13 protein-coding genes are annotated in these 15554 nt (G+C 63.2%); 11 read left to right on the forward strand and 2 right to left on the reverse strand.

All coding sequences use genetic code 11. From position 1 onward, the window contains the following. Positions 1–37 precede the first annotated feature (37 nt). On the reverse strand, positions 38–1015 hold the full coding sequence (locus P0D70_RS29560; RefSeq protein WP_091797152.1) for an AAA family ATPase: 978 nt from the start codon (positions 1013–1015) through the stop codon (positions 38–40). A gap of 269 nt (positions 1016–1284) precedes the next feature. On the opposite strand from P0D70_RS29560, the gene P0D70_RS29565 reads away from it, so the two are divergent. After that, a complete protein-coding gene (locus P0D70_RS29565; RefSeq protein ID WP_408187048.1) occupies positions 1285–1851 on the forward strand; it encodes a hypothetical protein in 567 nt (188 codons plus the stop codon). 88 nt (positions 1852–1939) lie between these two features. Next, positions 1940–2737 (forward strand): endonuclease/exonuclease/phosphatase family protein, encoded by a 798-nt coding sequence (locus tag P0D70_RS29570; protein ID WP_091797156.1) that lies wholly within the window; start codon positions 1940–1942, stop codon positions 2735–2737. Between the two features lie 16 nt (positions 2738–2753). On the opposite strand, the gene P0D70_RS29575 is transcribed toward P0D70_RS29570, so the two are convergent. Beyond that, a complete protein-coding gene (locus P0D70_RS29575; RefSeq protein WP_408187055.1) occupies positions 2754–3686 on the reverse strand; it encodes an aldose 1-epimerase in 933 nt (310 codons plus the stop codon). Between the two features lie 400 nt (positions 3687–4086). On the opposite strand from P0D70_RS29575, the gene P0D70_RS29580 reads away from it, so the two are divergent. From P0D70_RS29580 to bcaP, 9 genes are all read left to right on the forward strand, one after another. Next, positions 4087–5139 carry a LacI family DNA-binding transcriptional regulator gene (locus P0D70_RS29580; RefSeq protein ID WP_408187056.1) on the forward strand — a complete coding sequence of 351 codons (1053 nt, stop codon included), beginning with the start codon at positions 4087–4089 and terminating at the stop codon, positions 5137–5139. Positions 5140–5253: 114 nt separating this feature from the next. Beyond that, positions 5254–6273: an ABC transporter substrate-binding protein gene (locus P0D70_RS29585; protein ID WP_408187049.1), complete on the forward strand. Its 1020-nt coding sequence runs from the start codon at positions 5254–5256 to the stop codon at positions 6271–6273. Between the two features lie 431 nt (positions 6274–6704). Continuing rightward, positions 6705–8279: a sugar ABC transporter ATP-binding protein gene (locus P0D70_RS29590; RefSeq protein ID WP_408187057.1), complete on the forward strand. Its 1575-nt coding sequence runs from the start codon at positions 6705–6707 to the stop codon at positions 8277–8279. 55 nt (positions 8280–8334) lie between these two features. Further along, positions 8335–9306, forward strand: a complete 972-nt coding sequence (locus tag P0D70_RS29595) for an ABC transporter permease (RefSeq protein WP_408187058.1) — start codon at positions 8335–8337, stop codon at positions 9304–9306. Between the two features lie 30 nt (positions 9307–9336). Continuing rightward, positions 9337–10296: an ABC transporter permease gene (locus P0D70_RS29600; protein WP_408187050.1), complete on the forward strand. Its 960-nt coding sequence runs from the start codon at positions 9337–9339 to the stop codon at positions 10294–10296. Between the two features lie 673 nt (positions 10297–10969). Beyond that, on the forward strand, positions 10970–11740 hold the full coding sequence (locus P0D70_RS29605; protein WP_091797169.1) for a ferredoxin--NADP reductase: 771 nt from the start codon (positions 10970–10972) through the stop codon (positions 11738–11740). A gap of 445 nt (positions 11741–12185) precedes the next feature. Beyond that, positions 12186–13046: a sensor histidine kinase gene (locus P0D70_RS29610; RefSeq protein ID WP_408187051.1), complete on the forward strand. Its 861-nt coding sequence runs from the start codon at positions 12186–12188 to the stop codon at positions 13044–13046. Positions 13047–13056: 10 nt separating this feature from the next. After that, the gene (rqpR, locus tag P0D70_RS29615) at positions 13057–13713 is read left to right on the forward strand and encodes a response regulator transcription factor RqpR (protein ID WP_091800886.1); all 657 of its coding nucleotides are present in this window, start codon (positions 13057–13059) and stop codon (positions 13711–13713) included. A 295-nt stretch (positions 13714–14008) separates the two neighbouring features. Then, complete coding sequence (bcaP, locus tag P0D70_RS29620; protein ID WP_408187052.1) at positions 14009–15400, forward strand: branched-chain amino acid transporter BcaP; 1392 nt, start codon at positions 14009–14011, stop codon at positions 15398–15400. The last annotated feature ends 154 nt before the right edge of the window (positions 15401–15554 follow it).

The raw sequence follows: 15554 nt of genomic DNA on the forward strand, positions 1-15554 counted from the left end.
GAAGAGGCGGGTTTCCACAAGAAATCGGCAAAAACACTCAAAAACCAATCGGTTTTCGTCGATTTCCGTAGTCCAGGCGAATGTCGCCCGCCTCGATCCGGTCGCGCCCGTCAATGCGCGCCGCGCCGAAGCCGTTGAGAATCGCCCGGCGCATTTCACGCGGCGACGCGCGCATCAGCGCATCGAGCGCGGCGTCGCCGAGCACGTCGGGAAAGCGCAGGCCCCAGTTGTGCGCCGAGCGGATCTCGTCGTAGATCGCCTGGGCGATGCGGCGCGCACCGTCATGATCCGGCGGAGGGATTTCATACACGTTCATCCGGTTCAGGATCGGCTCGGGAATCGAGCGCTCGTCGTTCGCGGTCGCAATCCAGATCACATGCCCGGCATTGATCGGAATCTCGGCGAATTCGTCGATAAAGGTCTGCGCCGTATCGTGCTCGAGCAGCGCATACAACGCGCCGAGTGGATCGTATTGCGAATCGCCGGTCGCCTTGTCGATTTCGTCGACGGCGATCACGGGGTTCGCGTAGCTGCCGTTCACGAGCGCATCGAACACCTTGCCCGGCTTCGCGTTCTTCCATTGCGAAGACGCGCCCGACAGAATCCAGCCCGCCGTCAGCGAACTCATCGCCACATATTGATACGCGGTGCCGAGCAGGCGCGCCAACTGCTTCGCGAAGTGAGTCTTGCCGATGCCGGGATCGCCGAGCAGCAGAATCGGCATCAGTTCGAGGCGGTCTTCGGTCTCCAGACACAAGGCGACCTGTTTGCGGATGTCGTCGAGCGGTGCTGAAAAGTTGGGCAGCGCGTCGATCAGATCGTCGATCGACGGCATACGGTTCGGCTTCACGCAAAAACGCAGATTGCCGGTTTTCAGCATCTTTTCGTATGTCGCGCGCAATGCCTCGTTCGCGCCGTCACCGAGATCGTTCAGCGCGGTCTCGACCTGATCGAGGTCGTACACCCGACTGAAAGACGCCACGGCGATTTCCTGTTTGACCATTGCTGTTGTCATCGCTCACCCCGTCTGGCTGGTCCTGCTGCTGCGGCGCCTTGTATGGCGCCGTTTCAAGTCCAGTGTAGCGAGGACATATTCACGTGCAAGCCAGCAGTCGTGCCGCTCTGCTGCTAACAGCGGGTTGTTTTTGGCGATTCCCAACCCTATCTGAAATGGATTGTTGCTGAACCCGGCCCCGTTTGAAGTGTCAGAAAGGCGTTGCGCCCATCAGGCGTAAGATGGCCCTCTGACCATGCCGCCGGATCCGGTGACCGGAGACTTTTTCTATGTGGAAAACCAGTATCGTGGCTGTGTTGCTCGGCACTTCGTTGCTTGCTAATGCACAACAACCCGCACAACAAAAAAGCGCACAACAAAGCCCGCAACCGGGCACGCCACAGAGCGCACAGCAACGGCCGGCGCAGCAGGTCGTGCAATGGCAATTACAGGTCATGCGCGACGGCCAGCAGATCGACACGTTCGACGGCACCACCACCGTCGGCCAGGCGCGTACGGACACGCATCACAAGATGGTGCAACACAACGTCGGCTGTAAAGATCAGCCCGGCGGTAGTATCGATCTGGCGCGTACGTTGACCGTCTCGCCGCTGCAGGCAGATGCGAACGGCGTCACGTTGTCGATCGAAGCACAGGAAACGTTCGAGGAAAACGCCGCGCGGCAAACGGACACCGGCTGCAAGCTGCCGCCGCAACCGCGCCAGGTGAGCGCAAGCCATCCCGGACTGAAGGTGACGCCGGGGCAATGGGCCAGCTGGACGATCGTCGACAAGGATCCGAACCTGGTCTACCGCGTGCGTGCGAGTCTCGCGGACAGCACCAGCACGGCAAACTGATCAAACCGATGCAAAGCACACGTAAGACAACACGCAAGCAGCGCGCGACTAACCGACGCCCCCAAACAGAACACGTGGACAACGCGGCATGCGAAACCCCGAAGAATTGATCCGCGAGAGCGTAGCGCCCAAGGATTTCATTGCGGTGAGCTGGAACCTGCACAAAGGCCGCACGCCGCTCGGCTTCCAGGCCTGGCAGGCCATGCAGCGCTGGGTGCAATCCACCCACGCGGACGCGTATTTTTTACAGGAAGCGATGGCGCGGCGCATGCCGTCGCCGGTGCTGGCGAGCAGTTTCGGCGAACCGCTCGCCGATCCTTTGAGCGATGTCTGGCATTGCCAGGCCACTGAAATCGCGCGCGCGCTGGAACTCGAAATCGCACTCGGACCGAACGTCTTCAAACCGTCGTGGCGGCATGGCAATGCGATCCTGTCGCCGCATCCGCTCGATCTCGGCGGACGCTGGGACATCTCCGCGCATCGCTTCGAAAAGCGCGGACTATTGGTTGCGCGCGCCACTTTCGGCGGTCACTCGGTCACGCTGTTGTGCGCGCATCTTGCGCTGACGCGCTCGGCCCGCTTGCGTCAGATGAACTGGATCGCTCACTGGATCGCGAAGGAAGCACCGGAAGGTCCGCTCGTGCTGGCCGGCGACTTCAACGACTGGCGCAACGATTCGGTGCCGCTGTTCGGCGAACATGGTTTGCAGGAAGTGGCCACGCTGCTCGGCGAGTCCGGTCGCACCTTTCCCGCTTTCTCGCCCGCGCTTGCGCTCGACAAGATGTTCGTGCGCGGCATGAAGCCGGTCGAATGGATCCAGCCGACGCAGGAAACCGCGTGGCTCTCCGATCACCTGCCGTATATGGCGCGCTTGCGGATCGATTGAGCGCCGGCGCCGCACGCTAGTCTTTGTGCGGCGTCCATTGCAGCGTCGCGGCGATCTCCTCGCCCGGCTGCAACACGCAGCCGCCCACCTGCTCACGCATGCCGACCGTGTTGAAGCAATCGGTGGTGTTCGTCACCGGCTCCACACACAGTTGCGCGTCGTCGGCCGGCGCGAACACCACCATGTGATCGAACGGCGCGTCGGCGATCATCGTCAATCGACGGCGTTCGTCGGGCCATGCAATGGTCGCCTCGCGTGACCAGTTCGCAAAGTTGTTGTCGAGGTCGAAGGCGTCGGCGGACATGCCTTCGCGCAACGCGTCCACCGCCGGATGCGGACCAAGATGCGTCGGCAGCACCTCGGCGTCGGCGTGCCACATGGCCTCCACTTTGGCGTAAACGCGGGTTTGCGCGGTGCGCGGATAGTACGGGTGATGGCCCATGCCGAACGGCATCGGACGGTCGGCGAGGTTTTGCGCGGACAACGTAATGCGCAGCGCACCATCGCTCAACTCGATACGCTGCTGCGCGCGGTAACGGAACGGCCAGTCGCCGGGTATGCGCGAATCCGGTTCGTGTTCAAAGTGCAGTTGCACCGAACTTTCCGTCCGCGCGCCCACTTGCCATGCGCGCCGCCACGCATTGCCGTGCAGCGCGTGGGCGAAACGCGTGTCGTTGCCGGCGAGGTCGATCGTGCCGCCGTCGAATTCGAAACGCGCGTTGCGAATCCGGTTGCAGTAGGGAAAGAGCGGAAAGCTCGCCATGCGCAGCGGATCGCGTTCAGCGAAGGCTACGGGCGCGGCAGGCCGCAACCAGTGCAGCGGGCCGTCGGGCGTCGTTTCGTAGAACGCCGCCAGCGCGCCGCCCACGTCGGGGGCGATCACGGCGCGCAATGCGCCAGCCGATAGCGTGACGACCGTGGCGACGACTGCGGGATCGTCGAGCCACATGAGTCCAGTCACGCGTGGCGGGATCGAATTCAAGGAAACATCGTGCATGGTCAGAAAAGACGGGAGCTCGGGCGGATGGCGGCATGAACGCGCATCGGTGTCTCCCTCGGTGTCTCCAATTGCGAGCCGCGCACAGCGCGCGGCCGGCGGACCCGTCCAGGTCCGCGCGACCGAGAATCGCACGCCAAAGCAAACCCGTCAATATTATTAGTAATAAATTGGACCAATCCATCTTGTGCAAGCGGCGATCGTGGTCTCCCAAATGACGGGTTAGCGCGCGTTGCCGCGTGCATATTATTAGTGGTACCGTCAGCACCACGATGCCCATGGCATGCCCCAGATTTAGCGCCGCGGTAGCGCGGCCCGCACAATGAAAAAATCGACCCAACGCCGTCCGACCATGACCGACATCGCCAAGCTCACTGGCGTGTCGCAATCGACTGTCTCGCTCGTGCTGAACAACGCGACCGGCGCGAAGTTCTCCGAGGCCACCCGCAACAAGGTGCTCAAAGCCGCGCACGACCTCGGCTACCGGCTGTCGCTGCGCGAACCGGTCTCGGCTTCGAGCGACGAACGCAATCTGATCGTCTATCTGGCCGACGAGATTTCCACCAGTCCGCATCCGGTCGTCAACGTCGATGGCGCGCGCGACGCGGCCTACGCGAGCGGCAAGATGCTGGCGGTCTATTCGACGCACGGCAACGCCGACATCGAGAAGCAGGTGCTCGACGCCACGCTGTCGAATCCGCACGTGTTCGGCGTGATCTACGCGACCGTCTATACGCGCAAGGTGACGCCGCCGGCGGCGCTCTCGCAGGTGCCGACCGTGCTGCTGAATTGCTATACGGGAGAAGGCGGGTTTTCGTCGGTGGTGCCCGCCGAAGTCGCCGGCGGCCATCTGGCGACCGATTACCTGTTGCAGGCCGGACATCGGCGGATCGGCTATATCAACGGCGAACCCTGGCAGGATGCGTCGAAAGATCGCCTGAAAGGCTACCGCACCGCGCTCGCCACCGCCGACCTGCCCTTCGCGCCGGAACTGGTGCGCGACGGCGACTGGAGTTCGGGCCTTGGCTTCGAACTGACGCTCTCGCTGATGCGCGAGCCCAATCCGCCAACCGCGATTTTCTGCGCCAACGACCTCACCGCGATCGGCGCCATCGAAGCCTTGAAACAACTCGGCCTGCGCGTGCCCGAAGACGTCTCCGTGCTCGGCTACGACGACCAGGAAATCGCCCGCCACACGCATCCGCCGCTCTCGACCGTCGTGCTGCCGAACTACGAACTGGGGCGCTGGGCCGTCGAAACCCTGCTGCAGGAAGAACACAATCGTGCGGCCGGTGCGCCGGTTCGGCATCGCATGGTCAAACTCGACGGTCCACTCGTCGAACGCGGCTCGGTCAGGGTAATTACCGAGGCAAAAAAGCCAATAATTAATATTATTAGTGATTGACCGATAATAATTCCGAGTGAAATAATCGGCACGTCGAGTCAGGCGAACATCGCCGGCCGGCATGAGAAACACTAAAAGCAAATACACCTACCTCACCAGGTACTGGAGGAAGACATGGCGTCGCTCAACACGCAGTCGCGCGGTCACGCGCGCAAGCAGCAGATTCGTCCGCTGGCGGGTTCGCTGCTGGCTCTGGCAATCGGTTTCGGCGTCGCCACCGCGCACGCCGACGACGCGTTGCCCAAGCTGTCCAACAAGACTCCCCTGAAGGTCGGCTTCGCGCAGACCGAAAGCAACAATCCGTGGCGTCTCGCGGAAACCAAGAGCTTCAAGGAAGTCGCCGCGAAGTGCGGCTGGCAGTTGGTCATGACCGACGCCAATAGTTCGAACTCCAAGCAGGTGTCCGACATCCAGAACATGATCGCGCAGCACGTCGATCTGCTGGTGTTCCCGCCGCGCGAAGAAAAGCCGCTTGCACCGGTCGTGCTGCAAGCCAAAAAGGCCGGCATTCCGGTGATTCTGGTCGACCGCGACGTCGATCAATCCGTCGCCAAGGCGGGCCGCGACTACATCACGTTCATCGGGTCGGACTTCATCGATCAGGGCCATCGCGCCGCTGACTGGCTCGTCAAGGCGACGGGAGGCAAGGCGAAGATCATCGAACTCGAGGGCACCACCGGCGCATCCGCCGCGAACGATCGCAAGAAGGGCTTCGACGAAATCATCGCGAAGAATCCGGGCATGACGATCATCGCGTCGCAAAGCGGCGACTTCGCGCGCGACAAGGGTCGCCAGGTCATGGAAACGCTGTTGCAGGCGCATCCGGACGTGACCGCCGTCTACGCTCACAACGACGAAATGGCGCTCGGCGCGATCGCCGCGATCAAGGCCGCCGGCAAGCAACCGGGCAAGGACATCCAGATCGTCACGATCGACGGCACCAAGGGCGGCATGGACGCGATCGCCGCGGGCGAACTCGGCGCCAGCGTGCAGTCGAGCCCGTTCTTCGGCCCGCTCGCCTGCGACGTCGCACAGCGTTACGCGAAGGGCGAAAAGATCCCGACGTGGGTCAAGGTGTCCGACAAGTTCTACGACAAGAGCAACGTGCAGCAGAACATGCAGTACGGCTACTGAGATCGAAGCCTTGCTGTACGCGCAGTTTTGAAGTTTGAGCGCTGCCGTAGCAGGGCGTCCGCACGCTCCGACAGCGCCCCGATGGAAGTCCCCCGTCCCGAAGCAGATGCTGTTCAAGGCATCGGGATCGAGGGACTGCCTCGCAGGACGTCACCGCCCCGAATCTGTCTCCTCGGGGGGCGGGCGACGGGAAGGGTTCGGAGCGACGCGTTCGTGGCAGCACGAGCCGTCGCTTCGCTTTTATGCGGCGTACCATGGTTCGACGCCACGACCCGCATAAGAGCCCGAGCGAAGGGCCGCACCGGCCCGCACGTGCACGGCATGGCGCGCACGCGGCAAATCAAGGCAGCACCCGCATCAGGAGGACACCCGTGACGGAATCCGGCAAAGAGACGCCACACTCCCCCCTTACCCGTTCGCCGCTGCTCGAGATGCAGGACATTGGCATCAGCTTCGGCGGCGTGCCCGCATTGCGCGGCGCCAACCTGAGCGTCGCCGCAGGCGAAGTGCATGCGCTGATCGGCCAGAACGGCGCGGGCAAATCGACCATGATCAAGATCCTGACCGGCGCCTATCGGCGCGGCTCGGGCAGCGTGCGCTTCGAAGGCCGCGAGGTCGATTTCCGCACGCCCAAAGAGGCGCGCGAAGCCGGCATCAGCACGATCTATCAGGAGATCAATCTGGTGCCGTTCCGCTCGGTGGCGGAGAACATTTTCCTCGGCCGCGAGCCGCGCCGTTTCGGCCTGATCGACTGGCGCGCGGTGCAGCAACGCGCCGCCGCGCTGCTCGAATCGTTCGGCTTGCAGATCGATGTGAAGAAACCCGTCGGCCGCTATTCGACCGCGATCCAGCAAATGGTGGCGCTCGCACGCGCGGTGTCGTCGGACGCGAAGATGGTCATCATGGATGAGTCCACCTCGTCGCTCGACGAACGCGAAGTGGAGTTGCTGTTCACCGTGGTGCGCAAGCTGCGCGACGACGGCCGCGCGGTGATTTTCGTGTCGCACCGGCTCGACGAACTGTACGCGCTGTGCGACCGCGTCACCGTCATGCGCGACGGCCAGACTGTCGCGCAAAGCACGATGGCCGAGATGGACAAACTGCAACTCGTCACGACGATGCTCGGCCGCACGCTCGCCGCCGTCGTGCAGGACGACACCGCGGCACGCGAAGCGAACCTCGCGCGGCGCGGCAAGCAGATGATCGCGGCAACGCAGTTGAGCGCGCATCCGAAGGTGAGCGACGTCTCGCTCGAAGTTCACGCCGGCGAGGCAGTGGGTCTCGCGGGACTGCTCGGCTCGGGCCGCACGGAAACCATGCGGCTGATGTTCGGCGCCGATCCGCTGGAGCAAGGGTCGCTCGCGATCAACGGTGAAAGCGTGGCGCTGAAATCTCCGCAGGACGCAATCTCGCGTGGCCTCGCCTATCTCACCGAAGACCGCAAGGCCGAAGGCATCGTCCCCGAACTCTCCGTGCGCGACAACCTCACGCTCGTCTGTCTGCGCACGCTGGCGAAAAACGGCGTGGTCGACGTGAAGAAACAGCAGGCGATCGTCGATCGCTTCATCGCGTCGCTCGGTATCAAGCTGCGTTCGCCGGATCAGCCGATACGCGAACTGTCCGGCGGCAATCAGCAGAAGGTGCTACTGGCGCGCTGGCTGGCCGCCGAGCCGTCGCTGTTGCTGCTCGACGAACCGACGCGCGGTATCGACGTGGGCGCCAAAGCGGACGTGGCGAAGATCGTGCGCGAATTGCGCGACGCGGGTCTCGCCGTGCTGCTGTCCGCCTCCGAGCTCGAAGAGCTGACCGCCGTGGCCGATCGCGCGGTGGTGATTCGCGACGGCCGCACGGTCGCCGAACTGAACGGCGCCGACATGAGCGAGACCGCGATCATGGACGCCATTGCCTACGGCAGCGACGGCCATTCGCAACTGGCCGAAGCCGCGCAAACGGCAAACGCCGCACATATCGAAGACGCGTTGGAGGGCGACCGTCATGGCGCTTAAGTTGCACACCGAAACGTTGCATACCGAGCCGCGGCTCGGCGAAACCGCCCAGCAGATGACGGCCGCGCCGCGCGCCACACCGGCCACCACCGTGCGTAAATGGCGCCACCTCGCCATACAGCGCGAAGTCATCGTCCTGCTCGCGATGGTGCTGTTCAACCTGTTCTTCACGCCGCACTTCTGGTCGCTGCAAACCTTCAACGTCAACATGACGCAGGTGGTGACGATCGTGATCGTCGGCATCGGCATGACGCTGGTGGTGGCGACTGGCGGCATCGATCTGTCGGTCGGCGCGTCGATGGCGATCTCCGGCGCGCTCGCGCCAATGCTGTTCCTGAACATTGCCGGTCCCGCTGGCATTGCGCTCGCGTTCGTGCTGCCGGTGCTGGCCGCCGCGTTGTGCGGCGTCTTCAATGGCTTCCTCGTGACGCGGTTATCCGTCCAGCCGATTGTCGCGACGCTGGTGCTGTTCATCGCCGGACGCGGCATCGCGCAGGTCGTCACCGACGGCAGCCTGCAAGCGTTCAGCACGCCCGCCTTCCAATGGATTGCGCTCGGCAAGGTCGCGGGCGTGCCGTTCCAGGTGCTGCTGATGCTGGCGCTGGTCGCCGTGTTCGTGTGGGTCGTGCGCAAGACGCTGTTCGGCCAGTATCTGCTGATTACCGGCGGCAACGAAAAGGCCGCTTATCTGTGCGGCGTGCCGACCGCGACCGTGAAGCTGATCGCCTACACGCTGTGCGCGGCGCTCGCGGGGCTGGCGGGGCTGATCTCGATCTCGGTGAATTCGTCCTCCGATGCCAACGTGGTCGGCCTCGGCGTCGAACTCGACGCGATCGCGGCGGTGGCCGTCGGCGGCACGGCGTTGACGGGCGGCAAAGCGTATATCGGCGGCACGCTGATCGGCGCGCTGATCATCCAGTTGCTGCGCTATACGCTGCTCGCGCACGGCATTCCCGACGCGGCGGCGCTGGTGGTCAAGGCCGGCATTATCGTCGCCGCCGTTTATGTGCAGCGGCGCTCGCGCTAACGCGGCAGAGACATTCCCGGACTCGATACGATGAAAAAGAATCTTCCTATCCTGCTCGCGCTGGCCGCCCTCGTGATCTTCGGCCTCGTGCGCTACGAGCATTTCGGCTCGGCGTACAACATCACGTCGTTCTGGCGCTACAACTCAATGTTCGCGCTGATCTCGGTGGGCATGGCGTTCGTGATCGTCACCGGCGGCATTGATCTGTCGGTGGGGACGGTGGCCGCGCTGGCAAGCGTCGTTGCCGCGCTGACCAGCGTGTACGGCGGCTGGGTCGCCGTGCTGGCGGGCTGCGCCGCGGGACTCACGGTCGGCGTGCTGAACGGACTGATCATCACGCGCCTGAAAATCCTGCCGTTCATCGTCACGCTCGCGACGAGCCTCGGTGCGCACGGCGTCGCGCTGCTGCTCGGCAAGAACGATGCGGTGTCGATTTCCGCCGACTCGAACTTCGGCAACTTCGGTCAGGGCGATCTGTTCGGGCTGCCGATTCCGGGCATCGTCGCCGTGGCGGCGGCGCTGGCCGGCTGGCTCGCGCTGCGCAGCACGCGCTTCGGGCGGCATTCGCTGGCGATCGGCGGCAGCGAGGAAGCCGCGCGGCTCATGGGCCTGAACGTCGACCGCACGCTGGTGATGGCCTATGCGGTGAGCGGCCTGCTCGCCGGCATTGCGGGCGTGATCCTCGCCGCCCAATTCGGCGCGGGACAACCCAACGAAGGCGTCGGCTGGGAGCTGTTCGCGATCTCGGCTGTCGTGCTCGGTGGCACGTTGCTCACGGGCGGCGAAGGCTCGATTGCGATGACGATTGCCGGCGTATTGCTGCTCGGCCTGGTGTTCAACCTGCTGAACTTCGAAAACGGGCTGGGTTTCATCAGCTTGTCGGCGTACTGGCAGTCCGTGATTCGGGGCGTGTTCCTGCTGCTCGTGATCGTGTTGCAGGCTCGTGTGCTGAAGCAACGCGGGAAAAAACGGGTCGCGGCGCCGGCGTGAGCCGCGCATTCACGCGGTCGCGCTGATCGATACGGAGCGAAGGGCGGCGTTTCAGGTTTGCTGCCGCTCGCGCCTACTTTGAGCGTTTCGGAGTAATCAAATCGGCACATGCAGAAAGCCTTATTCCAATTTGGATTCAGACGTATCTATCGACGATTTACCCCTCTTTGTATACCAACCCTGACAAGGTCGGCGCGGATCGGATGAAAACACCGCCGCGCGCACACCGTACGTCTCGCCGCCAGCCATCCGCGCACCGTTCGCCCCGCTCTTGCCAGTTTTATCAGCAGGGTCAATGCTGCAGCGCATGGCGGGTTTCGGTATCATCCTGAAAATGTTGCCCGCGCGGCGCGCCTATCCGGCGCATGCCGGACAGCCGATGGCGCCGCCATGCGCGGTTTTTTCGACCATCGCCGTACCTTGCCGAAGCGCGGCCGCAGCCCTGCCAACGTACTTCGCGGCGCCCGGTTTTACCGACAACCGGCGCCGACGCTTCCGGGTCCGGTCATCCGCTTGACCACGCTCAACCGCCGCGCCGCAGCCTTCCGGCAGCGGGCGCGGTAAAATAGCGGATTGCGCGTGATTCCCATATGGGTTAGCGCAGCATCGCCCTTGCCGTGCCGGCCGGCTCAAAACGACTGGCCGCCTTTGTTTTCGCACTATCCAAGAAGCCATGAGCAACCTGAATCCACAAACCGTCCTGAGCGTCCATCACTGGACCGATACGCTTTTCAGCTTCACCTGCACGCGCGATCCGTCGTTCCGTTTCGAAAACGGTCAGTTCACGATGGTGGGCCTCGAAGTCGACGGCAAGCCGCTGATCCGCGCCTACAGCCTCGCGAGTGCGAACTACGAAGAGCACCTCGAATTCCTGAGCATCAAGGTGCAGGACGGCCCGCTTACGTCCCGTTTGCAGCATCTGAAGGTCGGTGACGAGGTTCTGATCGGCAAGAAGCCGGTCGGCACGCTGGTGGCCGACAACCTGCTGCCGGGCAAGACGCTGTGGCTGCTGTCCACCGGCACGGGCCTCGCGCCGTTCATGTCGATCATCAAGGATCCGGACATTTACGACCGCTACGAGCGCGTGGTGCTCACCCACACCTGCCGTTTCGTCGACGAACTGGCGTACAAGGAATACATCACGGACCACCTGCCAGCGCACGAGCACCTGGGCGAGCTGGTTCAGGAAAAGCTGCTGTACTACCCGACCGTCACGCGTGAAGCGTTCCAGAACCGCGGCCGGATCACCGAACTGATTGAAACCGAAAAGCTGTTCGCCGACCTCGGCGTGCCGGGTTTCTCGCTCGAAAACGACCGGATCATGCTGTGCGGCAGCCCGCACATGCTGCGCGACACGCGCAAGCTGCTGGACGACCTGGGCTTCCAGGAAGGCAGCAACAACGCGCCGGGTCATTACGTGGTTGAAAAGGCCTTCGTCGGCTAAGTTACCTTCCACTGCGTTACGATTTTTGCGGCTCGCCCCGCAAAATCAGCGAAAAGGAGCCTTCGGGCTCCTTTTTTATTTTCACGTTACAAATCGGCGCCGACGATCTAACATTCGTTGTCAGTATTCTTCCTACAAAAGCAGTGTTGCGAATGATCAACCCATACTTGAAATCGGACCGCTAAGCCTTGCTGCAACTGCTTTTTTTCTTTTTATGAGATATCATCGCGGCGCATCATCAGTCGAATTGACGCGCCTGCCATGGCCTAAGCGCCATGTTACTGAATGTAAATTTCGTTACGTCATACTGTTAGCGATTCGCCCGTTGCGTCCTGAGCGCGACGTCTTGCACCTGGAGGCCTGAGACCCGTATGCGTTCTTTCGTCTTCGCGCCGCCGACGCGCACCCGCTCCGCCGTCCGCACGGCTTTCTGAGAACGAAGGTCATGGATACGTCGACTGTCGTCCCGTTCGCCGCCCATCTTCCTGCGTCACCGGAACGTGAAGGGTTCGACGCGTCCGCTACGCCGTCTACCTCGGTCGAACAGGAAATCGCACGGTTGCGCGCCCGGGTCAGAGAACTCTCGGCCGAACTCGTGCAGGCACAGGAAGCCGCTTGCCGCCACGTGGCGCGCGAGCTGCACGACGGCGTAGGCGCCGAACTGACGGCGACGCGTTTTGCGCTTGCCGGCGTCGAAACCTGGCTGCCCGCCGATGCACCGCCGCAATGTTCCGCCGCGCTCGCCGTGGCCAACCGCTCGCTCGACGCCGTGTATGAAGCCAGCCGCCAGGCTGTCGCGGAACTGCACGCACCATCGCTCGAAGCGGGCATTGTCGGCGCGTTAGCGCACTGGACCGGCGATTTCGCCGCGCGCACGCAACTGCGCACGAGCTTCGTCTGCGCCGCCGACGTGCGCCTCACCCGCCTGCCCACCGACGCCGCGCTGGCCGTATTCCGCGTCGCGCAGGAAGCACTGAACAACATTGCCAAGCACGCGCGCGCCGAATCCGCGGACGTGCGGATCGAAACCAGCCGCCGTCACCTCACGCTGATCGTCGTCGACGACGGCAGCGGCATCACGCGTAACGCCCGCAGCCGCCGCGGCCATTTCGGCCTGAGCAGCATGCAGGCGCGCTGCGCGGCCTTCGACGGCACGCTGCGCGTAAGCGCACGCCGTGCCGCTACGGGGCGCGGCGACAGCGGCAACGGCATGCCGTCGCGCGGCACCCTCGTTCGGGCGCGTTTTGCCTGGGACGCCATGCTGGCGGATGCGCCGCGCGCCCGGCGGCAGGCGCTGCAATCGTGAGAGCGCTGTCATGAGCTTGCGCATTCTGCTCGTCGACGACCACGCCGTGGTGCGCCAGGGCGTCCGTCAGCTGCTGCTCGACCGCGGCGTGGCGCGCGACGTGACCGAAGCGCAAAGCGGCGCCGAAGCGCTCGACGCCGTCGCGCGATTCAGCTACGACGTGGTGCTGCTCGACATTTCGCTGCCCGACATGAACGGCGTCGAAGTGCTCAAGCGTATGAAGCGCAAAGCGCCGCGCGTGGCCGTGCTGATGTTCTCGATGTATCGCGAGGACCAATACGCCGTGCGCGCCCTGAAAGCAGGCGCCGCCGGCTACCTGTCGAAAACCGTCGACGCCGCGCAGATGATCGGCGCGATCCAGCAGGTCGCGGCAGGTCGCAAATACGTGAGCCCGGCGATGGCCGAGGCGCTCGCCGACTACGTGTCCTTCGACGGCGAACAGTTGCCGCACGAAAAGCTCTCCGACCGCGAATATCAGACGCTGTGCATGCTCGCCTCGGGCAAGCGCCTGACGGATATCGCCGTGGCGCTCTCACTGTCGGTGAAAACGGTCAGCGTGTACCGCACTCGCCTGCTCGAGAAGATGAAGCTGCGCAATAACGCCGAATTGACCTTCTACGTGATGAGCAACCGGCTCATCGATCTGAATCCCGCTATGGCGGGCTGACGGCCTCTCGCCGCCTGCATTGCTCAGTGCGCGCTGAATAGCTCGCACGCTCGCATGATGAGATTGCGAGAGAGCGATTCCTCCCGATTGGCAGAGCATCGAGCGAAAGCTTTGCGGCCAATGGCCGCGCAGCCGACGAACATGCCGCCCGAGCCCAGCCTGCCGGGAATTTTCAGCCCCGCGCCTATGACGCAAAATGCCCGTGCCGGAATGGGGCGCGGAACGTATCCGTTAAAATCGTGGGTTTCCCGACATTCGGCGCGCAACACGCGTGCACTACTGGAGACCCCCGCCAATGTCCCTGTTTCGCAAGAAGAGCGTCGAGCACATGATCGCCGCAAGTGCTCAGAACGCCGGCCTGAAGAAAGCGCTCGGCGCGCTCGATCTGACCTTCCTCGGGGTCGGCGCCATTATCGGCACCGGCATTTTCGTGCTGACCGGCACGGGCGCCGTGCAGGCCGGCCCGGCACTGATGATCTCGTTCCTGATCGCCGCGATCGCCTGCGGTTTCGCCGCGCTCGCCTACGCCGAATTCGCCTCGACGATTCCGGTGGCGGGGTCCATCTACACCTACTCGTATGCGACGCTCGGCGAACTGGCCGCGTGGATCATCGGCTGGGACTTGATGCTCGAATACGGGCTCGCCACCTCCGCGGTATCGGTGGGCTGGTCGGGTTATCTGCAATCTTTGCTGTCGGGCTTCGGCGTCTCGTTGCCAGTTGCGCTGACGGCGGCGCCCGGTGCATTGCCCGGCCACGATACGCTCTTCAACCTGCCCGCGTTCCTCGTGATGATGGCGATCACCGCGCTGTTGTCGGTAGGTGTGCGCGAGTCGGCGCGGATCAACAACGTCATGGTCGCGATCAAGGTGGTCGTGGTGTTGCTGGTGATCGGCGTGGGCGTATTTCACGTGACGCCGGCCAACTGGCATCCGTTCATGCCGAACGGCTGGAACGGCGTGTTCGGCGCGGCGGCGGTGATGTTCTTCGCGTTCATCGGATTCGACTCGGTGTCGTCCGCGGCGGAAGAGGTGAAGGATCCGAAGCGCGATCTGCCGATCGGGATCATCGCGTCGCTGGGCGTTTGCGCGGTGTTGTACGTGGCGGTGGCGGCTGTCGTCACCGGCATTGTGCCGTCGGCGCAGTTTGCGAATATTTCGCACCCGGTGTCGTATGCGTTGCAGGTGGCGGGTCAAAAGTGGGTCGCGGGGTTTATCGATCTCGGCGCCGTGCTGGGTATGTTGACCGTGATTCTCGTGATGGCTTATGGCCAGACTCGGGTCATTTTCGCCATGTCGCGCGATGGTTTGTTGCCTGCGCGGCTTTCGCGCGTGCATCCGCGGTTTGCTACGCCGTTTTTTACTACGTGGCTCGTCGGGATCTTCTTTGGGCTGATCGGGGCGCTGGTGCCGCTGAACGTGTTGGCTGAGCTGATCAATATCGGCACGTTGGCCGCGTTTTCGATGGTGTCGATTGCGGTTCTCGTTTTGCGGAAAACGCATCCTGAATTGCCGAGGGCGTTTCGGTGTCCTGGGGTGCCGGTTGTGCCGGTGCTGGCTGTTGCGTCCTGTCTGTTTTTGATGGTTAATCTTCAGGCTGTTACGTGGGTGGCTTTTGTTGTTTGGTTGCTCATCGGGATGGTTATTTATTTTGGGTATTCGCGGAGGCATTCGAAGTTGAGCAAGTGATTGGGGTTCTTGCCTGTTTGGTGGGTTGTGGGTGGGTTCTTTCGGGTTTTGGCCTTTCCTTGTTTTGCTTGTGGTTTATTAGCGTTGCCCCTGTGCGGGGCGGCACTCACTTTCTTTGCTTGCCGCAAAGAAAGTAAGCAAAGAAAGCGGCTTT

The sequence above is a fragment of the Paraburkholderia sp. RL17-381-BIF-C genome (genome assembly GCF_046026435.1).
In the GTDB taxonomy this organism is placed as follows: domain Bacteria; phylum Pseudomonadota; class Gammaproteobacteria; order Burkholderiales; family Burkholderiaceae; genus Paraburkholderia.